This window comes from bacterium, assembly GCA_026416715.1.
Lineage (GTDB): Bacteria > UBP4 > UBA4092 > JAOAEQ01 > JAOAEQ01 > JAOAEQ01.
The window spans coordinates 87,509-108,352 of record JAOAEQ010000007.1; the positions used below are offsets into that span (position 1 = coordinate 87,509).

The window sequence follows — 20,844 nt, forward strand, 5'->3', positions numbered from 1 at the left end:
GCGCTGTTTTCTCCGCAATAAATATTATGGTAACTATTTTGGCTGATTGAGATTGTGAACGTGTTTTAAAAAAAATTATGCAAGCGGAAATTGTTTCTATAGGAACCGAATTAACCCTCGGACAGATAATGGATACGAATGCGGTATATCTATCGCGACAATTGTATCAATTAGGAATAGAGGTTAACTATCGTTCCACGGTAGATGATAATTTAGCGCGAATAATTGAAATTGTTCGGATCGCATTAACCCGGAATGATATAGTGATTCTCTGTGGCGGATTGGGTCCTACGGAAGATGATTTAACGCGCGACGTCATTGCGCAAATTGCTGGGGTGCCGCTTGAATTTCGTCCGGAATTGTTCGAAATGATAACCAATTATTTTACTCGAATTCGGCCGGGAGTAAAAATGCCGGAAACTAATCGAGTGCAAGCGTATGTTCCCAAAGGAGCAAAATATTTTATCAATTCACGAGGAACAGCGCCTGGTATATTACTTGAAACACAAGGGAAACTCATCATTGCTTTGCCAGGACCACCGCGGGAATTGCAACCGATGTGGATGGAGCAGGTTCGTCCTGAATTAGAACTCCGGTATCGAAGTCAACAGATAATGAAATTTCGAATATTGAAAGTAGTGGGATTATCCGAATCAGCGATAAATGAAAAAATTCAGGATTTAATGCAAACAACAGGCGAATCTCATGTTGGATTGATGGCGGAACAAGGCGAAATTGCTATCCGAATATTAGCTAAATCCGAACTCGAATCAAACGTCGATGAGCAACTCGAGCGGATTGAACGAGAAATTCGTTCCCGAATAGGAGAGTATATCTATGGCACGGATCATGCCACCTTAGAAAGCGTAGTTGGTGATTTGTTGAGACAGAATCAGTTGCGGTTAGCAACTGCGGAATCCTGTACTGGTGGACTTCTTGGCCATCGGATCACCAATGTTCCCGGTAGTTCCGACTATTTCGAAGTTGGGTTTGTAGTGTATAGTAATATAGCAAAACAGAAATTACTCGGGGTTCCGGCAGAAACGATAGAGACCTATGGTGCGGTAAGTGAACAGACTGCATTAGCCATGGTCATAGGATTGTTGGACAGAACCAATGTAGATATTGGAATTGCAATCACCGGCATTGCTGGACCAACTGGAGGAACAGCAGTAAAACCGGTTGGATTAGTGTATATCGCGCTTGGTGAACGTAATCGAAATCCGCAATGTAACCGATATACGTTTACGGGTGAACGAGAATTAATTAAATGGCGAAGTACACAAGAGGCGCTCGATGTATTGCGAAAATATTTAATTCAAGAAAAAGGATACGATAGAAAACCGAGTAGAAAATCTTAAATTGGACATCTGACGTTAGACCATTTGATTATAGGGAGGAAATCTTTTATGAAACTATTTATTGACACGGCAAATCTCGATGAAATTCGAGAGGCGAATAGTTGGGGTATCATTGATGGCGTTACAACTAATCCATCATTGGTCGCTAAAGAAGGAAAAAATTTTAAAGAACTGATTGAAGAAATATGTAAAATTGTTGACGGGCCAATCAGTGCAGAAGTGATAAGTCTCGAAGCAGATAGTATGGTTTCTGAAGCGATAGAATTAGCGAAAATACATAAAAACATTGTAGTGAAAATCCCATTAATTATTGAAGGATTAAAAGCTGTTAAGCGATTGAAAAAAGAAGGGATTAAAACGAATGTAACGTTATGTTTTTCTCCGGCTCAAGCTCTGTTGGCAGCGAAAGCTGGCGGAACTTATATTAGTCCATTTATTGGTAGGTTAGATGATGTTGCTCATAATGGTATGGAACTAATTCGACAGATCAAAACTATCTACGATAACTATGGATATCAAACTCAGATTATTGCTGCTAGTATTCGCCATCCATTACATGTTGTTGAAGCCGCTATGGCAGGGGCAGATATCGCTACGGTTCCTTTTAAAATTATTCGACAGTTAGTGAACCATCCTTTAACAGATATTGGTATAGAAAAATTCTTAACCGACTGGAATAAGCGAATTAAAAACTGATAGTTGAAACAAGGCAGGTATCATGTAGGTCTATTGGGTATATATTTTAAACAAATCCAAATAAGTATTCTTGACGCAGCTATCATCTAACTAGCCACGCAATTATTATGGATAATATTCTCGACCAAGCAAAAAAAGTTTTAGAAACCGAATCAGCGGCGATTTTAAATCTCATTCCAAAGCTTAATCAACAGTTCGAATCTGCCATTGCTACGATTCTCGCCTGTAAGGGTAGAGTTATCGTAACCGCAATTGGCAAATCAGGACATATTGGGCGGAAAATCGCTGCAACCTTAGCGAGTACCGGAACCCCTTCATTCTATCTTCATCCGGCAGAAGGTGAACATGGTGACTTGGGAATGATAACATCCGATGATGTGGTATTAGCGATTTCAAACAGTGGGGAATCAGATGAAATCATCAATATTCTGCCGGTAATAAAGAAAATTGGCGTTCCTATTATCGCTATGACCGGTGCCCCGGATTCAACCTTAGCAAAGAATAGTAATGTAGTTTTGGATATAGGCGTTGAAAAAGAAGCAGACCCATTTAATTTGGTACCTACAGCAAGCACCACTGCAACATTAGCGCTTGGTGATGCCATTGCCGTTGTCTTATTACATAAGAAAGAGTTTAAAGAGAAAGACTTTGCACTATTACACCCAGGCGGCAGCATCGGTCGAGAATTAATGGAAGTAAGTGCGGTCATGCATACAGGAGCGGAAAACCCTGTTATTCATTTCCGACAAACATTTCGTGAGGCGTTAGATGAGATAACTGGAAAAAAACTCGGAGCGGTAAGTGTCGTTGACGACGACTCTAAACTTATCGGTATCATCACCGATGGTGATGTCCGTCGATTATTTCAACGGGCAGATGAGTTTCAAGGGCAACTTCTTTCATTACCCATATCAAAAATTATGCAGCGTGACCCGATATTTGTAACGCCAACAACTCGATGCATTGAAGCAGTTCGGATTATGGAAGAGAACCCTAAAGGTAGAAGAATTATGGTTCTACCAGTAGTCAATGATTGTGGTCAACCCGTTGGAATGATCCATCTCCATGATTTAGTTCGGCGGGGTTTCTCGGTAGGATAGGAGGAGCAAAGGAAACAAACGTTATTTAAATCGGGTTACTTCCAATCCTAATACCCGATTTAGTTCTAAGTTTACTGCTGACCAGCGGTCACGGAGCAGAGTGATTTGAAATTCTTGCAATTCTTTCAGATAGCGTAATGCAAAAACTTCTTCTAAAAATGAAATTACTTTATCGACAAAACCTGGCTCTAATCCTAGTTTATTGGATACCGGAACGATAATTTCAGCACTTCGCATCGCAAGTTTTAAATACTCATCTTCCCAGCGCGGGTCAAAAGTTGGCTCATGCAAAGCTTTTGCCATACATTCCGATATCTTTCGCCATAATTCGGCAAATTCGACCCCCAATTCCCGGTCTTTCGGTTTAAGCTTTTTCGGCATAGATTATATGTTATTCCTTCTTGAAAAGATTCAGCGAGAACATAATAAACAAGGTGAATCCGATAATGAGCAAGACAACAATAATTTCTACAATTTGTAAGGTATTTAATCCCATAATACTTATTGTTCTGGCAACAACTTGAGTTAGTTAACAGAACTAAATCTTGAAATTGTGTGATTATTTACTTCTGAATTAATGACTTAATTGCTTGAATATCTTCTTTAATATCTTTTTTCATTTCTGTAACATAGAATGGAACATTAAAAATCGGTTTTTTTTCTGGTTTTGGACCGTAAAGAATCATATCTATTTGCGACTTCTTTTCCCAGGCAGCCGTGATATTTTTAAACGCGCTATCAATAAATTTATCCCGAACTTCTGCGCTATACTGTTCAGTAAAACCAAATTTATCAAAGTAATCCGCGGCAACTTTTGCTTCAGCAAATGCGCTTACTGCTAATGCATGGAGCTCTTTTAGCGTTGGTGGCGGATTTAATTGCTTCACGTTCGTATCAAGGTCTGTCATAATCTGTTTGAATTTCGATGAAGTCATCTGTCCAGCCAATAGCCCTTTATATGGGTCAATCCGCATATCGCCTTTACTACTTCGCACGAATTCTTCACTTAACGACATCGTATAATGGAACGAAGGTTCTATCGCTTTATATGCTGCAGCCATCTCACCACCTTTTAAATACTTCATAATATACGGAGATAATCGAATCACACTATCAAAATCGCCCATCGCTTTGTTCCAGCGGTTTATCAGCTCAGATAACGCCACTTTATAACTATTTTCTTCGCGACGAAGAGAAATAGTTTTCATTACAGATTCAGCTTGATTAAGATGAATTTTAGCTTGCTGATAATTTTTTGCTGCATAGGCAATGTCCATCAGTTTTAACGCGTCTTGAACCTGTTTTATTTCTGATTCTGCATATTCTTTAGCCCCAAGTTTCATATGTTCAGTTAGCGCTGATTGAATGGCTGCGGTTTCCTTTTCTTTCACCGATTGCGCTAGTTGCTCTAATCCCATAATTTCATTTTTAATGGTTTCGAAAGTTGTCATTGTCGCAATAAAAGCTGCAGGTCCCTGTTTTTTATAGTTTGTCACTGCTTGTTCGGTTCGTTCTTTCAAGCTATTTACCCGCTGGGGAATAAAAGCAGTAGCTATAACTGCTTTTGATAACATGAAATCAATCTGAGCAGCTTCCCGAGCAACGAGCGTATCTTTCGTATCCTTACTCGCTCGATCAGCGAGCATTAACGCTGCGGTTGCAGCTCGTAACGATTCCGGGTAACGTTTTGCTTTCATTTCGCGTTCTGCAAGGTCTAACTGGATTACCGCGTTTTGTAAAGTAGTCGGTTCCAATTTCCATGCGCCGAGCTCTTTTGCTAACGCTACTGCTTTTCTCGCTTTATGAATTTGTCCGTTTAATGCATCTTGTGCCGCTTGTTCAGCTTCATTGATATCTTGTAAGGCAAGGTCGAATTTCCCTGCTTGCAGGTCTGTCTGTGCATCGTTTAGTTTCGTTAACGCTTTATCGTATGCTTCAATAGCATAACCGTATGCGCCAGCTAATTTCGCTTCGTTAATTTGCAGTTGCACGTTCGGAGTCCGGTCAATAATTTGCTGTCGGATTGATTTATTTTTTGCTGCAATAGCAACATTCTGACTTGCGACCGCACTCTCAAACGCTAAATTGTATCTTTTTGCTGCAAGTTTTGTATTTGCTTCTTCGAGTAGATTTTTTGCTTGTTTCAAAAGGTCGGGGGCATAACGAGCAACCAAGTATTTTTCTTCTTCTACATTTGCAATGAGGGTATTGGTCTCGTTGATTTTGGCTATCGCTTTACTGCGGATAGTTGTAATCGCTTCTGCACATTTACTTTCAACCTGACCTGCGATATCAATCGCTTTGGTGAACTGTTGCGCGACTAACGCTTCTTTACCTGAAGCTAATAACGCTCGAGCTTCTTTCATTTCATCAATAGCATAGAGATCTCCACCTTCGCCAACCGTTCGAGATATTTCTTTTTCTGCAGCAATCAGACTGATTTCCGCATTGCGTTTTATAGCTGCCATTTTGGCTTCCTGAGCTTTTTCAATTGTAGTTTGCGCAGTAACTATCGCATCTCGATACTGTTTACTTTCCAAATACGATTCGGCTAAGGATTCTAACGATGCAGCGCGTGCGAGTAGATCACTAGCATAGATGGTCGCTTGTGCATCTTGTGCGTCTTGAATAGCAAGTTTCGCTTTTTGGATTTCATCGTTAGCCCGTAAGCGGAGTTGATCATTAGCACGTTCAATTTTATTTGAAATGTCATCAAGTAATTTTTTTACTTGGTCATATTCACTCGCATTATATGCTTTAATCGCCTCATTATGTAAAGATTCAGCTTCAGCTAAAAAAATCGGAGCATATTTTTCTCCATCGTTAGCGCGAACTAAATCAATACTTTTTTGGGCTGTATCTAACATTTCTTTAAGACGTAATTTTTCTGCTTTAGCGAGAATTGACGGCGCTTCGTTCTCAACCATTTTCGCTACCGATACAGCAATTTTGTAATCTTTCGCATTGAATTGACTCCAAGCGGTCGCAAAACGTCCTTTTATCGAATTATATTCTATTGGCACATATTTTTTCGCGTTAGCTTCCTCGAGCGCAAGCATTAATTTTTCTGCTTTAGCAACCGCATCCCGCGCTAGGCTCTCTAAAGCGCCATTATCCGCGGTTTCCGCTAAAATTAATGCACTTTTCCCCTTATCTATTGCTAGGAGATATTTCTCTTGCTTCAATAAATTTTCTGCTTCTGTAACTGCATCTTTTGCTTTTGTCCAAGCATCCGGAACCCGGATTTCCGCTTCATTAAACCGAGCTTCTTCGAGTTTCGCCTTTGCATCGTTTACATATTTATTAGCTGCTTCAATAACATTTTTTAATAATGTTCCTACTCCAGACGTTACCTCGTTAGCGAGTTGGATAGTTTTATCATAATTCTTTTTGGTATGAGCGTTTCTCATTTTATCCCGAGTTTTTTCGAGTTTATCATATAACTGCGGGTCAGTTTTACGACCTTCATTTTCTGTAGCAATTCGAAATTTACGTTCCGCAAGTTCGAAATCCGCTTCAGCTTTTTTTTGCCGAGTGGTTTCAAATAAATCTTTGGCTAGGGTCAATGCGGTTTTTATCGTAGTTCTTGATTCTTTATAATTTCCGGCATCATAGAGTTGTTTTGCCCGAGCTAATGAATCTTCCGTTTGTTTTAGTTTATTTGGAGCATGGATATCTGCTTGATAATCCTTCGCTTTAAGAACCAATTTTTCTACCGTACCGATTTGCCATTTTGCAAATTGTTTATCCAAACAACCGGTTAAACAACCGATAACGAAACCGAATATTACCAATATTTTTATTATATTTAATGGTTGTAAATTCGTTTTAGGATAAGTTCTCACGTTTATATCTCCTTTTATCTTTGTTTATATTTTTTAACAAGATTAAAAGCAATTTATTTCGAATAGGAAAATACATAATACCGGTCATACAGCCGATGTATTGTTGTACCACCGGTTTTTATATTTTAGTTGTTATTATATTATGCTCGGAGTTCTCCAAGCCATTTATACAGAAACAATTGCTGACGATGTAGCGATTTTTCTATGGTGCGCAGTTCCATATCCGCCATATTCGCTAATTGATTTAACGAAACTATTTGTCGCAATAATTTAATTAAGTTTGAACGAACGCTATCGCGATTTCCTAAATCCGCTATCACCGGCTGGATATGCCGTGCGATATTACCCTTACTAATAAGCAATGTTCGTTCCTGTTCCGCTTCAATCGGAATTCTATATGCTACCTGGCGGATAAGCTCGCGAATCGTCGCTAGTTCTTTAATAATTTCTTCGAGTCGTTCAATCGCTTCCATTTATGTTATGAAAAAGATCGCAACCAAATACCGTCAGCTTTCCTGAAAACATTAATCCTTATTTTTCAATAAATGATTCTGGCCCAGCGTGCCGTTCACCAAAATAACTACTTCGATATTGTTCCGGCTGACCTTCTCCATACATGGGGATGTTTCCTTCCGGTCCCATTCCTCGATACTGACCGGGTTGCATTCCTTGCTGGCGCATTCTTTCCATTTGTTGTCGTTTCTTTTCGGCTGCCATAGCCGCTAATTCTTCAGCGCTCCATTGGAACTGTTTATAGAATTCTTTTGTAATCGGGTCTTTGAATGGTGCAAATATTCGGGTGGTAAAATCAGCAAAAAAACCGTCGGTACCATCACGTCGTGATGCCCAATATCCATAGGTCGGAATTGGTGACGGCGGATTGGTTACTGGGTCTTCACTCGCTACATATACCATATAAAATTCTATCGGACTATCATTTTTAGCAAAATCAACCAGACGACGCAGCGATTGCAGTTGTCCCCAGCATTGTTCACAAAGTCGGTCTTTTTGTTCCGTTATATTACTATATATTCCGTCGCCAGCAACTTCGTCACCATGCGTACCGTCATCGTAAAAACCGGATAATTCTGATTCGGAGATTTCACGTTTTTTAGGTTGCCGTAATTCTTTATTACATTTCACACAGACTTCATGGACACCTTCTTTAACCGTATATCGTTTTTCTTCTTTCGGTTGAGGTTGGGTACCTGGAGCTCCTCCTTCAGGACCAATCTGCGGAGCAGCAGCTTCAAAACGTCGATATTCTTCTGCAGGAACCGCTGGACTTGGAGCACCACCGCCAGATTTTAATGCATATCCACAATTAACACAATTGGTGTTAGTTGGGTCGTTCAAGGTTCCACATTGTGGACATTTAATTTTATCGCCAGTAACGGCGCGTGCCCGTTCTATACCTACGAAACCCGGACTAACACCTTCTTCTTGAGCAAGCGCAAGATTACTAAATACAATACAACTCACATAAATTAATGCCAACATAATAAGTAACTTTGTTTTTTCAGTGTTAATCTTCATACCATACCTCCACTTTATTCACTTATTTAAAGTTGCAGAATATTATATGACCTTAATATTATTCCATATTTATATTATACTATATATAATGAATTTACCACTAGATACCACGCTTGTCAAATAAAAAATGATATAATTCCATTAATTACACAAAATATCTTAAAATATCTTAACAAATTTAACAAGCAAAAAATACTTTTTTCTTATTGATAGCCATCCCTTAGCATACCATTGTCGATTTCGTATGGATAAGCGATAGGAATTAAATTTATAAAAAAGGAGTTGAATTTTATGCAGCATCATTTAGCTTGGCATAGCACTACCATCCTTGCCGTTAAAAAAGATGACCGGATTGCAATTGCTGCTGATGGCCAAGTTACTCTTGGTGAAACTGTGGTCAAGCATCACGCACAAAAAATACGGAAATTAGCTGATGGAAAAGTCGTCGTGGGGTTTGCTGGTGCCGCTGCGGATGCATTTACTTTACTCGACCGGTTTGAATCAAAAATTACTGAATATCATCAGAATATTCGCCGCGCTGCCGTTGAACTAGCAAAAGATTGGCGAACGGATAGGATGCTACGCCGGTTAGAAGCGATGTTAGTTGTTGCCGGGAAGGTCACCGAACCGGATTTATTGGTTATCAGTGGGAATGGAGAAATCATCGAGCCAGATGATGGTATAGTTGCTATTGGTTCCGGTGGAGCGTATGCGTTAGCCGCTGCTCGTGCATTATTGAAATATACCAACCTATCGGCAAAAGAAATCGCAGTTGAAGCGTTAAATATCGCTGGGAACATCTGTGTTTATACCAACACCAAAATCACTGTTGAAGAAATCTAAACGTCGGACTCTATTCCTGTGAGCACAGAGATTTAACTAGAGATATCAAAATATTTTGGCAGGAATTGCGTTTTCAGCCACGCTAGGTACCGGCAACCCACGGCAATATTTTTTTCCGGTTCATACGCTGATTGATGAAAATTCCAATTTACCCCGAGCAATGCAACCATATCGTTCCAAGCATGTTGTGTGAGTTGCATTAATCCACGTGCATTTTTATTTGACCGGGCTTTCGGATTAAAATCCGATTCTACTTTAATAATTGCCTTAACCAATTCCGGTTCTAATCCATAGGCTTTTGCATAGCGGTGAATGAGTTCATCAAACCCATTATCATTGAGCGATTGGTTCAACCACTGGTGTACTCGAACTACATAATCTTTAGTTTCCTGATAAGGAACATTACCATCATAGACTACAACCGCTTTTGGTCCCGCATTATACGCTTGTAACACCAAATGTAACCATTTCGCAATTTTGCTAGGATACCCTGTTTCATTCAGGGTAGGACGCTTAACCAGCTCGGGTCTAACCGGTTCTAGTGAGGCGAGTCGGTTTAATTCTTCCCAATACGCAGAACTGGGAATATCCGGACCGGTATCAGAAATTGCGGTGGAAAGTGTTTCAGCAATAATTTTTTCTTGTTCAGTTTGCGCGAGCGCGAGTTCATAACTTTTTTCCTGTTCCCAATTCGATAAGGTTTCTAAACCTTCATCCCGTTGCATTATCGCAAGCATTTGATGAACCTCTTTACACTGCGCATCTAATCGGTATGCTTCTCGTAGATTTTTTAGCACCCCTTCAGTAAAATAACGGTTATAATAATATTTTGCATACATAACATAAATTTTGGCTAGTTCAGCTTTCATTTCTGTCGAATATGGTTTATCATTATGAACCTGTAAAACGTGTCGGTATAAATTGATTGCCGCTTCATATTTCTGCTCGTTTAGTAAAGAATCAATCTCAGCCAATTCTGTTTTTCGAAGTTGTAGGAATTGGAATTTGCGAACTTTTTCTTGGACAGCAATATTATTAGGGTCGTATTGTAACGACTTTAAATAAAATGGAATTGCCGTAGCATATTGTTGCTCGTTAGCTACCGTTTCCGCAAGGCGGAGATACCCAATTGCTGGTGATTCGTGTCGAATCGAATTAATCTGGTTTCGGGGAATAGAGAGAACCCCTACTGTAGTTTGAACTCGTAATCCGGAGTCTTGTTCGGTTAGAATTACCGCATCAAGAATCTGACCGGATTGAAGCTGGATTTGGTCTGCCCAAACGGCCAGAGAACCGAGTATGATAAAAACTATCAAGACATACCCGAGTTTATATTTTTCCAATAATAAATGATGTGTTTTGCTGTATTTCATACCGCAGTCTAACTTGATACCCATGTTCTATTTCAGTTTACCATAAAAAAAATAAAAATGTCAAAACATACATCATTGAAAAATGGGAGGTTCCTATCTCCTAGATTATGCACCAATATTAAGCATCAAGTTGTTGTAGATTTTTACGAAAATAATACTAAATCAGCATTAATTCGTTAGGTGGTCGAAAGGGAAAGGTTGTTGCATCAGTTCTTCCAGCCGGATATGAGATAATAAGCTCCAGTCCAATCCATTGATCAATGATGGCGATTCTCGCAGGAGAAGCGGATGGTTATCTTCAGAGATGATTTTAAGGAATACCTCGGTTAATTGAAGGTCAAATTGAGTTCCAGCACAGCGAGTAAATTCTGCAATCAACTCCGATTTACTTAACGGAGCACGATAGGGTCGTCCAGAAATCATTGCATCATAGCTATCAGCAATACTAACGATACGAGCACCAAGCGGAATTTGTTCTCCGGTAAGTCCTTGCGGATATCCTTTACCATCGACTCGTTCTTGATGGTAGAAGATAACCGGAATACGGTCGTGTAAAAATTCAATTGGTTTTAAAATATATGCTCCAATAACTGGATGTAACTTACAGATTTCATATTCTTCCTTGGACAACGGCGTTGTTTTCTTAAGAATCGCATCGCTAATACCAATTTTGCCTATGTCGTGCAGTAAAGCGGCTTGGCGCAACGAAATAATTTCCTTCCCAGTTAATCCAATTTTGCGCGCCAATATTTCTACAACTTTACTTACTCGTTGTGAATGACCGCTCGTATGATGGTCGCGTGCATCAATGGCGGTAATTAACGTTTCAATCGTCGCTAAAAAATGCCGACCGAGTTCATCAATAATTTGAGTGCGCTGTTTCAGAATCTGGTGAACAAATAATCGTAATTGATTGATATTGACCGGTTTAGTAAAATAATATGTTGCCCCGGCACGCATCGCTTCAACTGCGGAATCAATAGCGCCGAATGCCGTGAGAATAATTACTGCCGTTTCCGGATGACGTTTTTTGATTTCTTTTAACAGAGTTAACCCATCCATTTCCGGCATCCGAATATCTGTAACGGTTAAATCAACATGCGAATTGTCAATAACTTGCAAAGCTTCTTGCGGATTCCGCGAAACTTTTACTTCACATTCTGAATCAGATAATCCGAAATACAGAGCATCAAGAATACTTTCTTCATCATCGACAACGAGAATGTTATATCGCATAACCTTAATTTCCTTTCGCAAGGTTCATATGCTGATTAGTATCAGGGTTTATCGATTTGGCATATTGCTGAACACCATTTTTAACCGGAAGTTGGATAACGAATTTCGTTTTAACTTCCGGCTGACTTTCTACGGTGATAATCCCATGATGTTCGTTAATAATCCGTTGTGCAACTGATAACCCGAGTCCGCTACCCCGCATTTTGGTAGTAAAAAATGGCGTAAAAATTTTATCTAAGTCTTTCGCAACAATGCCCGGTCCCGTATCTTCAAAAGAAATTTCAACGTATTCAATCGTATGTTTGGTGAACGTACGGGTGGCAATGGTTAACGTTCGTTGTCCAGTTTTTTGGAGCGCCATCGCTTCAATCGCATTGAGAACAATATTGAGAAATACTTGTTCAAGTTTTTGTTCATCTGCCATAATCATTGGCAAGGAATAATCAAATTGTGCCACCAGATTAACCTGGGTTTTTTTCGCTTGTTCCTGGACTAAATAGATTATTCGGTTCAAAATACTATTAACCTGCACTTTCTGGAACGATAGCGGATGTGGTCGTGCAAAATCTAAAAGTTCATTGAGTACATTATTTAATCGAGTTAGTTCCCGAGAAAATGCTTGTTGCATTTTTGCGCGGAACTCCGGTTGATTATATTTTTCCGGTTGATTCATCATTTCCGTAAATCCGAGCAACGATTGGATCGGGTTCTTAATTTCGTGGGCGATAACCGACGCCATTTTGCCGAGAACAACCAGCCGTTCATTTTGTCGAATTGTTTCTTGCTGACGAATAAGCTCCTGAGTCATAACATTAAACGAATATGCAAGTTTTCCTAGTTCATCCCGTCGGTTTAGTCCGGATTTCGTTCGCCAATCGAGGTTCCCTGCGGCAACCTGTTGTGCGCCGAAACTCAACTGTTGTATCGGATGAACCAATCGTTGTGCAGAGATAAATCCGATAAGTGTGGCTAAAATCGTACAAATAATCACCAATCCGATAATCTGTTGTTTCATTTTCGCTGCGCCAGCAAAAGCTTCTGCAGTAGTTTGTTCGATCGCTAAAATCCAACCTAGTCTAGGCACAATTGCGCTGGTTCCCAAACTTCGTATCCCTTCAGCGGAAATATATTCAGCGTCAGCATTTTTCCCAAGCGTTGCCGATCGAATAATCGGAATATTTATCATACTCCTGCCGGTTAATACCAATGATTTCCGCGGATGGGCAATCAGCCGACCGTAAGCTGAAGTTAAATATGCTTTTCCGGTTTTCCCAAGTCGAATAGAGTCAACTAAATCCCAGATTCCACGAAGGTTAACTTCCGCAACCAGCGCCCCTGAAATTTCTCCGTATTGTTTAATTGGCGCTGCGATTTGAATATATGGTAGATGGGTTGTGGGAGAAATATATACTTCAGAAACATAGAGGTTTCCGGCGAGCGCTTTTTGTACCGCAACAGCATTGGCTAGGTTCGACAATGGTTGTTCAAGCGAACTATGTACAATTTCTTTTCCGTATGTATCAGTTATATAGAGCGATTCAAATTCTTTAAATCGGCGTGAAATATTTCGAATGATTGTTTCCTGTTGCCAGTTATCCATATGTGCAACTCCGATGAGTTCCGCAGTAGATTTAACTAAATTTATTGCATTACTCACATACAGTTGGATCTCGTTTGCGGTTTGGTTGGTGACGTTCCGGTTATATTCAGTAACGGCATGCCGTATTGCTGTTTGACTCGTTTTAACGAGTAGATATCCTGTGCCGATTATGGGTAATACTACCGCTGGGATTATCAATAGCAATTCTTTAATAATAAGATGTTCACGCATTCGATTGAATAATTTTGTAACCATAATTGATTTCATTTTTTCGGGGTTAATATCCCCAATTTTATCGTTATCTTTCCCAACGTTTACAATCGGGGTTATTTGCTGTCATCATCTGCGTTTAATTCAACCACAAAACGCTCCCACAACATTCAAGGATTTGGCATTCCGTTATATAAATGTTGAACAGTGAATTTCCGCATTTGATTTTGGTTTTATAATTTAATATCCCAATCTTTTAGATTCCAGTAGATATTATCGCTACTGCGTGGATGAATATAAGCAATTCGGGTATTCGCACCGGATAATTTATATGGAAAAAATAACAATATCCCGGGTGGATTTACCGCTAGTTCATATTGAATCTGGTCGATTAGATCTTTCCGCAAGTCTGGGTCAACCGTAACCTGCAATTGGTCATATATTTTATCTAAAGCATTGTTAGTATATGAAAACGCGTTCAATCCATTTTGGATTTGGTCTGAATGGAAGAAGGCATACCCGAAATTGGTTTCATATAGTGAGTCCATTTCGGCAATCGCGGCATCGAATTTTTTCGGAAGTAGATACTCATTTATCAGCTGAGATACCGGTAAAGATTTCAGATATAGATTAATTCCGAGCTCCTGTAGTTGCTGGTCGAGAATAAGTGCTAGTTGTCGCTTGAGCGTGTTATCTTCATCAATCAGGAGCGTAAATTCAAATGGAACTCCTTGTTTTTTTAGCTGTCGTGTTTTTTTGTCAATAGACCAGCCGGCATCGTTAAGTAGTTTAAGTGCGGTTCGTGGCTGATATTGAAACGATGGAGTCGTCCGGTTATATAAAGAACTATCTGGCGGAAAAATACTCCTAGCAATACTTCCTTCTCCGAGCAGAACTTCATCAATCATTGCTTGTTTATCCACCGCATAATTGAGCGCTTTCCGAATACGAACATCTGCAAATAACGGTGAGCGATTATTCAGTATTACCATATAATAATAACGGGCAGGCGTTTTATACCCTTGAATTTTCGGATTAGTTAATAGCACTTTGTAATCTTCCGGAAGAACCCCTTCAGCGACATCAATTTGTTCTGTCATCAACTGCGACCAGGTGACAGTTTGATTCGGTAACGAGCGAACAATAATTCGGTCGAGATTCGGTTTTCCAAGAAAATAATCGGGATTAGCGGTCAGGATTAAGGTTTCATCAATCCATTGTTCAACTTTGAATGGGCCGGTACCAATCGGATGACGATTAAATGCTAAGTTCGGATTCTGTAAATCGGTTATCGTCAGCCGATGTTTGGGAAGTATAGCGATTCGCATCGTGTATAGAAAGTTTGTGTTCGGTTCTTTAAAAACTATCCGTAGCTGATACCGACCGAGAACTTCGATATGGTCAACGGAATTAAATTCACTCGCTAAATAACTGGCTATTTTCGGATGCATAATCGCATCGTAGGTGAATTTAACATCATCAGCGGTGAGTTCCACTCCATCGTGAAACTTCACACCAGCCCGAAGATGAATGGTTAACTCTTTCCGGTCGGGACTATATTGCCAGCGTTGCGCAAGATGTGGGATGAGCTCAAGCTGGTCATTCATTTGAATTAATCCATCAAATATGTTTGTTTCAATTGCAGTTAAGGTTGATTCCGCAACCAGAATTGGATTTATTTTATCTCCGAGCACGCCGCCAATTACCACCGTTTTCAGTTTCGGCTTATTTTGAATAAACGAACAACCGAGGAATATAGCAATCCCAATTGATGTTATTGCAATGAATATTCGGTAGTAATATTTCATAAACTTTCATCATCCTAAATGGCTATAACTACCTCGGCTATACACGGGGGCATAGTAGATATTTGAATTTTGCTTTTTAATTATGGACCATACCGATAGATATCACCGTCGCTAACCACACCGTTCGTTGGGTCGTATTGACTTGGTGTTGGGTTCATCCCTTCATGGTCATTATCCATATCCGGACCATTACTCATTAAGAACCATTTCCATTCATAATGCCATAACCCTGGATCCATCGGGTCGGATTCGTCAGGAAAACCTTCGTCCGATTGAACATACACATATGGGGTTAGTATTCGTGTTCCATCATAAGCGCTTGTATAATGGAATATATCTAATGGAATTGAACGAATATACGCTACTGGTGTAGTTAATCTGCTCTGAACTACCCACATATCGTATGACATTAAATCGTCCGGCGGAACTCCAAATGGCGGATATGCAGTATTATCAACATGATATGCTTCGATAGCGGTTGCTAATGACCGTAATTCCGATTTAACCCGAGTAACTTTCGAACGCATTTGCGCAGCGAGAAAGTTTGGAATCGCTATTGCCGCTAGAATAGCGATAATCGCTACAACGATTAATAATTCAATGAGCGTAAATCCGGTTAAAATTAAAAATGCCTGATGATTTTTATGATTGCTCAATGCAAATAAGTGATACGGTGTAGTTTTTTGTTTCATACGTTAATGTTGCCTTTCATAATTGCCACATATAACACAACTATGCACCAAATAAAATTGGCACGTAATATGCCAATTCAATACATAGAGTGATTTGATATGCTTTTTAGCGATAAAATTAGAGTTCTGATATGACGAGAATGAATTTAACTTTAATTAAATCAAAAGAAAATAAAATTTTCGGAAATAAACTTAGAGGAAAGCGCCCCTTGAAAAATCAAGGGTTTGAATGATGTAATTTTATGTCACCTGCTAGTATTATTAGTTACAAAATTGTGTTCGCGGTTACATTTTATGTTTAAAATTACGGAAAGTGGAGGGAGTAATCCGAAGGCATAAAAAAAGGAGATGGTATCGCCCAATACCATCTCCCAACCCATTATTGCAGATATATCAGCAATAATCTGCTAAAGGCGTATTAATATTTGAACCAGGCACATACTTTTTCTGGTTTTACGCCTTTTTTAAGGACTATGACCTTCACGCCTACCTCCCTCCTCTCTCCGTAATTTCGGTTTTATCTCTTCACTCAAAGCTCTAGAGTGAAGATGGATGTATATACCCACCTGAACTCTGACGCCCAATTCAGAGTTCGGTGGTGTTATTCATTCATAATTTACTACTCCCTTCGTTAACACTAACCGTTGCATAATCCGATTTTAATACGGCTAGTCCAACTGAATCGAAATAAGATTTTTCACAAACGACTTGAGTATAATCACCAAACTTAACCTGCGCACAATACCGGCATCCAGCGCCGCAAATCGGGAAATAGATACAATCGAGACATTCTTTTGGGGCATTAACATTGATAAAATCTGAATACCGCTGATTAAACCCCGTGCGGATATCACCGATGATAAATTCTGGTCTTCCAACGAACCCTGCGCATTTATAAAAGTTCCCAACCGGGTCAATTACCAGACTATTATCGAAATTGAATTCGCAAGGACCGAGAACCAGATAATCCGGAACCGAGAATCCGCGTGATTTAGCTTCATTCCGAAGATGCAACATCGCAGATAAATCCGATTCGGCAAAAGAGATACTCGCGCATTGCGCTGCAACCGCTGAAGTTTTTTGGTTTGTATTCAGAATCGGTTTAAATGAAATATGTTTAATGCGGTCGGTCAATCCCAGTTCTTTTAATTCATCGAGCATTTCCGAAAAACTCGCGATATTTTCCGCATCGTAGTTTCCGGATACTATCAGGTTAATTTCCTCCGGTAACGTTAAAAGATTATCAAAAATCGCTTGATACGAATCAATCTGGGTTTTACTCGGTCGCTTTCGATTATGGAACTCGCGATTCCCGTCGATTGTGACTTTAACTTGGGTTATTCGGCAATCAGCCAGTTTTCTTGCTGTCGATTTATATAGGAGCACACCATTTGAAATGAGTTCTGCATGATAAGTTATATTCTTGGTGTCGCAAAACGCGCATATCGTTGAACTAATTTTTGTTATCGCTTGCTGGTTTAATAAAGGTTCTCCGCCGTAAAAGCAAATTCTCACCTGGCGAATTTGCTTTTCAGATATCTGCTGTTGAATCCACTGAATTACCCGATTCTGCGTTTCCGCATCCATAAATATCGGTTGAATTACTCCTTCTTCAACGCAATACACACAAGCGAGATTACAGGCGTAGGTAGTTAAAATCGTTAAATTTAACGTGTGATTATTATTTCGAATATCAGCTAACCAAGTACTGATGGTTTCAGTTTCGTCAATGGTATCAGGGATTAAGAATTTTTCTTCAATAAGCGGAGTTAATGAATCATCAGCTTGAATTGAATCAGGAAATTGGGTGAGAACATCTTTAGTCTGCTGATTGAGATATACAAGTGATNGGGTGAGCGTATTATACGCTAAATAACCGTCTTCAACAGGAACGAAAACTATATATCGGGACGGTTTCATAGTTTAGTCCTTAGCCGGTTATCACTTGTTGTTATCTGCAATTAAAGGGCAAAATATGTCACTTCAGGTTACTTCGTGAAATAACATAGCATATCAAGTCATTTAATGTCAACTACATTTTTGCTGATTACAGTTTTGAACTTGATTCGGTTAATCTAATACTTTTTATCCTACATTTAATTCAACCTATTTGTATCCGGATGATATACGGAGTTACTACGAACGAGATAATATCTCGTTCGTAGTAACTCCAGTGTGAATCTCTGAAAAATAGCGAGCGATAAAAGATGAAATTATCAATTTTCCGCTTGACATCCAACTGTATTAGTGATATAATACAGTAGTAAAGTGAACTATTGCTATGTTTTGTTCGTCTTTAGGTTAGGTGAAATTTATGTATATTAATATCGATCCATCGAGTGGATTGCCCATCTATTTGCAAATTATCAATCAGATAAAATACTCGATTGCGATGGAAGCTGTTAGACCTGGTGACCAATTACCATCAGTTCGCGAACTCGCTAGCCAACTTCGCGTTAACCCGAATACCGTTGCAAAAGCTTATACCGAACTCGAACGGGAAAGAATCGTCTTCACGAAACGTGGGGAAGGAACGTTCGTTTCCGATATTAACGTTTCGATAAGCGAAGAGGAAAAAGAGAAAATTATCGCTGATATGCTGAACCGTGCTCTGGTTCAAGCGTATCATTTTAAGTTATCAGGAGATGAAATTCAAAAAATATTTGATAAAGAAAAAGAAAAAATTAATTTATGATAACCACCAAGTCATCAAAACACCAAGGTAACATAAAATAATTCTTTTAGTATCTCGGTGTCTTAGTGGTTGAAGATTTTATTATACCATTAATTTTATTTAAGGAGTTTTTATGGATAATATAATTCAGACACAGAATTTAGTTCGCAAGTTCGGGAAAACGGTTGCGGTTGACCATATCAGTTTACAGGTTAAAAAAGGGAGTATCTATGGTTTTCTCGGCGAAAATGGCGCTGGGAAAACCACGACGATTAAAATGATGCTTGGTCTGCTGAAACCGACTGATGGAACGGTCGAAGTGTTGGGATATAATCCGCTCAAAGATAGTGTTGCGATTAAGAAGCGGGTAGGGTATGTTCCGGAAGACCAGACGATGTATAGTTGGATGACGGTTACTGAAATCTGCAAGTTCACCGGTAGTTTCTATCCGACGTGGAATAACAAACTCGCTGAAGATTTACTAACTCGGTTCGACCTGCCGAAATCGAAAAAGATAAAAACGTTATCTCGCGGGATGCAAGCGAAAGTGATGTTAACCCTCGCATTAGCGCATGAACCGGAACTCTTGATACTGGATGACCCGACCTCAGGGCTTGACGCTATCGTTCGCCGGGAATTCTTAGAAAGTATCGTTGATTTGATTGAACAGGAAGGGAGAACGGTTTTCTTCTCATCGCATATCATCAACGAAGTTGAACGCGTTGCAGATTATATCGGTATCATCCATAACGGGAAATTGGTTATCGAAACCGAACTGGAACAGCTGAAACAACAGACGAAAAAACTGCGATTGATTTTTGAATCGAATCCGCCGGAACTCGGTTCAGTTCCTAATCTATTGCGAGTTGAAAAAAGCGCACATGAATTGATTTTAACCATTGCCGATTTTAATGACCGGAAACTTGCGGAGTTACAGAACCGGTTCCGAGCGAAATCCGCTGAAGTCATTGATATGAATTTAGAAGATATCTTTGTTGAATATTGCCGAAAGAGAAACTAATCAGCCACGAATCTACCCGAATGATAGCGAATATTCCGAATGACATATTCGATGCATTCGCTGACATTCGATTTATTCGATATGCTTACAGCACTTCTTTGGAAAGAATGGCGGCAAAGTCGATTATCTATCTTAGGTATAGCTTTGTTTTGTGCTGGATATTTTGCATTAATCTGGTTATTTCGGATTTTTCTTTATACGAGAATTATGAGCAATTTACCAAATAAATCAGATTGGGTTGTATATGATAATGCCATCCGGATATTATGGTATTATTGGTTTTGTGGAATAGTATCTGCCACCATGGGTTCTTTATTTTCTGAAGAACGAGCGAAAAAAACGTTACAGTTTCTTTTTATTCATCCCACAACTCGAACACGAATCTGGTTTGCTAAAGTATGGTATAGTTTCCTAGTAATAGCAGGAGCGTTCTGTATCGTAGCCGTATTCCATCGGCTAGTAGGAGCATATTGGGTCTGGAACGAAGCGGATATAGTTAGGGTAGTTCCCTATGCGTTCTATATATCGCTAGCTGGTTTTGCAATCAGTATATTTATGGGAACCGCAATCGAAAACAGTGTTACTTCCCAAATTGCGACGGTTCTGGTTCTGGTAATATTATATTTCGGATTTCAATATTACGGTAAACTTGATTGGCGATATATCCTTCCCCTGTTGATGCCAATATCGGTCGTTTTCATCATTATATCGCATGTAGTGTTCTGTTTTCCGGATTATTGGTATCAACCGTTTCGAAAAGAATGGTATAAGAAAATCGCTTGGATTGCACTCCCGACATTCTTAATAAGCTGGATACCTTTTTTATTAGAGAAATAATTTCAGAGATTA

16 protein-coding genes and 1 pseudogene are annotated in these 20,844 nt (G+C 39.5%); 7 read left to right on the top strand and 10 right to left on the bottom strand.

Annotated elements, in window-relative coordinates:
* Positions 1 to 77 precede the first annotated feature (77 nt).
* The 3 genes from N3A72_04390 to N3A72_04400 all read left to right on the top strand — a co-directional run bounded on the left by N3A72_04390 (position 78) and on the right by N3A72_04400 (position 3,157).
* Entirely contained in the window at positions 78 to 1,361 is a 1,284-nt protein-coding gene (locus N3A72_04390) for a competence/damage-inducible protein A (protein MCX7918844.1), read from the top strand.
* Positions 1,362 to 1,409: 48 nt separating this feature from the next.
* Complete coding sequence (gene fsa / locus N3A72_04395; protein MCX7918845.1) at positions 1,410 to 2,057, top strand: fructose-6-phosphate aldolase; 648 nt, start codon at positions 1,410 to 1,412, stop codon at positions 2,055 to 2,057.
* A 107-nt stretch (positions 2,058 to 2,164) separates the two neighbouring features.
* The gene (locus N3A72_04400) at positions 2,165 to 3,157 is read left to right on the top strand and encodes a KpsF/GutQ family sugar-phosphate isomerase (protein MCX7918846.1); all 993 of its coding nucleotides are present in this window, start codon (positions 2,165 to 2,167) and stop codon (positions 3,155 to 3,157) included.
* A 21-nt stretch (positions 3,158 to 3,178) separates the two neighbouring features.
* On the opposite strand, the gene N3A72_04405 is transcribed toward N3A72_04400, so the two are convergent.
* The 4 genes from N3A72_04405 to N3A72_04420 form a co-directional block, all read right to left on the bottom strand.
* Positions 3,179 to 3,538, bottom strand: a complete 360-nt coding sequence (locus N3A72_04405) for a hypothetical protein (GenBank protein MCX7918847.1) — start codon at positions 3,536 to 3,538, stop codon at positions 3,179 to 3,181.
* Positions 3,539 to 3,720: 182 nt separating this feature from the next.
* Complete coding sequence (locus N3A72_04410) at positions 3,721 to 7,002, bottom strand: hypothetical protein (GenBank protein MCX7918848.1); 3,282 nt, start codon at positions 7,000 to 7,002, stop codon at positions 3,721 to 3,723.
* 140 nt (positions 7,003 to 7,142) lie between these two features.
* Positions 7,143 to 7,475, bottom strand: a complete 333-nt coding sequence (locus N3A72_04415) for a hypothetical protein (protein MCX7918849.1) — start codon at positions 7,473 to 7,475, stop codon at positions 7,143 to 7,145.
* Between the two features lie 58 nt (positions 7,476 to 7,533).
* A complete protein-coding gene (locus N3A72_04420) occupies positions 7,534 to 8,538 on the bottom strand; it encodes a zinc ribbon domain-containing protein (protein MCX7918850.1) in 1,005 nt (334 codons plus the stop codon).
* Positions 8,539 to 8,829: 291 nt separating this feature from the next.
* On the opposite strand from N3A72_04420, the gene hslV reads away from it, so the two are divergent.
* Positions 8,830 to 9,381 carry an ATP-dependent protease subunit HslV gene (gene hslV / locus N3A72_04425; protein MCX7918851.1) on the top strand — a complete coding sequence of 184 codons (552 nt, stop codon included), beginning with the start codon at positions 8,830 to 8,832 and terminating at the stop codon, positions 9,379 to 9,381.
* Between the two features lie 32 nt (positions 9,382 to 9,413).
* Here hslV and N3A72_04430 read toward each other — a convergent pair whose 3' ends face one another.
* The 6 genes and pseudogenes from N3A72_04430 to N3A72_04455 all read right to left on the bottom strand — a co-directional run bounded on the left by N3A72_04430 (position 9,414) and on the right by N3A72_04455 (position 18,220).
* Positions 9,414 to 10,754 carry a transglycosylase SLT domain-containing protein gene (locus N3A72_04430; GenBank protein MCX7918852.1) on the bottom strand — a complete coding sequence of 447 codons (1,341 nt, stop codon included), beginning with the start codon at positions 10,752 to 10,754 and terminating at the stop codon, positions 9,414 to 9,416.
* Between the two features lie 168 nt (positions 10,755 to 10,922).
* Positions 10,923 to 11,990, bottom strand: a complete 1,068-nt coding sequence (locus N3A72_04435) for a response regulator (GenBank protein MCX7918853.1) — start codon at positions 11,988 to 11,990, stop codon at positions 10,923 to 10,925.
* Between the two features lie 4 nt (positions 11,991 to 11,994).
* Positions 11,995 to 13,845: a cache domain-containing protein gene (locus tag N3A72_04440; GenBank protein MCX7918854.1), complete on the bottom strand. Its 1,851-nt coding sequence runs from the start codon at positions 13,843 to 13,845 to the stop codon at positions 11,995 to 11,997.
* A 188-nt stretch (positions 13,846 to 14,033) separates the two neighbouring features.
* Positions 14,034 to 15,608 carry an ABC transporter substrate-binding protein gene (locus N3A72_04445; GenBank protein ID MCX7918855.1) on the bottom strand — a complete coding sequence of 525 codons (1,575 nt, stop codon included), beginning with the start codon at positions 15,606 to 15,608 and terminating at the stop codon, positions 14,034 to 14,036.
* 539 nt (positions 15,609 to 16,147) lie between these two features.
* Positions 16,148 to 16,231 (bottom strand): annotated as a pseudogene (locus N3A72_04450) (prepilin-type N-terminal cleavage/methylation domain-containing protein).
* 678 nt (positions 16,232 to 16,909) lie between these two features.
* Positions 16,910 to 18,220 carry an SPASM domain-containing protein gene (locus N3A72_04455; protein MCX7918856.1) on the bottom strand — a complete coding sequence of 437 codons (1,311 nt, stop codon included), beginning with the start codon at positions 18,218 to 18,220 and terminating at the stop codon, positions 16,910 to 16,912.
* Positions 18,221 to 18,614: 394 nt separating this feature from the next.
* Here N3A72_04455 and N3A72_04460 point away from each other — a divergent pair, with 394 nt between their 5' ends.
* The 3 genes from N3A72_04460 (at position 18,615) to N3A72_04470 (ending at position 20,832) form a co-directional block, all read left to right on the top strand.
* Positions 18,615 to 18,995, top strand: a complete 381-nt coding sequence (locus tag N3A72_04460; protein ID MCX7918857.1) for a GntR family transcriptional regulator — start codon at positions 18,615 to 18,617, stop codon at positions 18,993 to 18,995.
* A 112-nt stretch (positions 18,996 to 19,107) separates the two neighbouring features.
* Complete coding sequence (locus tag N3A72_04465; GenBank protein MCX7918858.1) at positions 19,108 to 19,995, top strand: ABC transporter ATP-binding protein; 888 nt, start codon at positions 19,108 to 19,110, stop codon at positions 19,993 to 19,995.
* Positions 19,996 to 20,034: 39 nt separating this feature from the next.
* Positions 20,035 to 20,832: a hypothetical protein gene (locus N3A72_04470; protein ID MCX7918859.1), complete on the top strand. Its 798-nt coding sequence runs from the start codon at positions 20,035 to 20,037 to the stop codon at positions 20,830 to 20,832.
* Positions 20,833 to 20,844 lie beyond the last annotated feature (12 nt).

What these genes read in the sequence shown, in the direction of transcription:
- N3A72_04390 (MCX7918844.1), top strand. Translation starts at nt 78, where the DNA reads ATGCAAGCGGAAATTGTTTCTATAGGAACCGAATTAACCCTCGGACAG.
- fsa (MCX7918845.1), top strand. Translation starts at nt 1,410, where the DNA reads ATGAAACTATTTATTGACACGGCAAATCTCGATGAAATTCGAGAGGCG.
- N3A72_04400 (MCX7918846.1), top strand. Translation starts at nt 2,165, where the DNA reads ATGGATAATATTCTCGACCAAGCAAAAAAAGTTTTAGAAACCGAATCA.
- N3A72_04405 (MCX7918847.1), bottom strand. Translation starts at nt 3,538, where the DNA reads ATGCCGAAAAAGCTTAAACCGAAAGACCGGGAATTGGGGGTCGAATTT.
- N3A72_04415 (MCX7918849.1), bottom strand. Translation starts at nt 7,475, where the DNA reads ATGGAAGCGATTGAACGACTCGAAGAAATTATTAAAGAACTAGCGACG.
- N3A72_04420 (MCX7918850.1), bottom strand. Translation starts at nt 8,538, where the DNA reads ATGAAGATTAACACTGAAAAAACAAAGTTACTTATTATGTTGGCATTA.
- hslV (MCX7918851.1), top strand. Translation starts at nt 8,830, where the DNA reads ATGCAGCATCATTTAGCTTGGCATAGCACTACCATCCTTGCCGTTAAA.
- N3A72_04430 (MCX7918852.1), bottom strand. Translation starts at nt 10,754, where the DNA reads ATGAAATACAGCAAAACACATCATTTATTATTGGAAAAATATAAACTC.
- N3A72_04435 (MCX7918853.1), bottom strand. Translation starts at nt 11,990, where the DNA reads ATGCGATATAACATTCTCGTTGTCGATGATGAAGAAAGTATTCTTGAT.
- N3A72_04440 (MCX7918854.1), bottom strand. Translation starts at nt 13,845, where the DNA reads ATGGTTACAAAATTATTCAATCGAATGCGTGAACATCTTATTATTAAA.
- N3A72_04445 (MCX7918855.1), bottom strand. Translation starts at nt 15,608, where the DNA reads ATGAAATATTACTACCGAATATTCATTGCAATAACATCAATTGGGATT.
- N3A72_04460 (MCX7918857.1), top strand. Translation starts at nt 18,615, where the DNA reads ATGTATATTAATATCGATCCATCGAGTGGATTGCCCATCTATTTGCAA.
- N3A72_04465 (MCX7918858.1), top strand. Translation starts at nt 19,108, where the DNA reads ATGGATAATATAATTCAGACACAGAATTTAGTTCGCAAGTTCGGGAAA.
- N3A72_04470 (MCX7918859.1), top strand. Translation starts at nt 20,035, where the DNA reads ATGACATATTCGATGCATTCGCTGACATTCGATTTATTCGATATGCTT.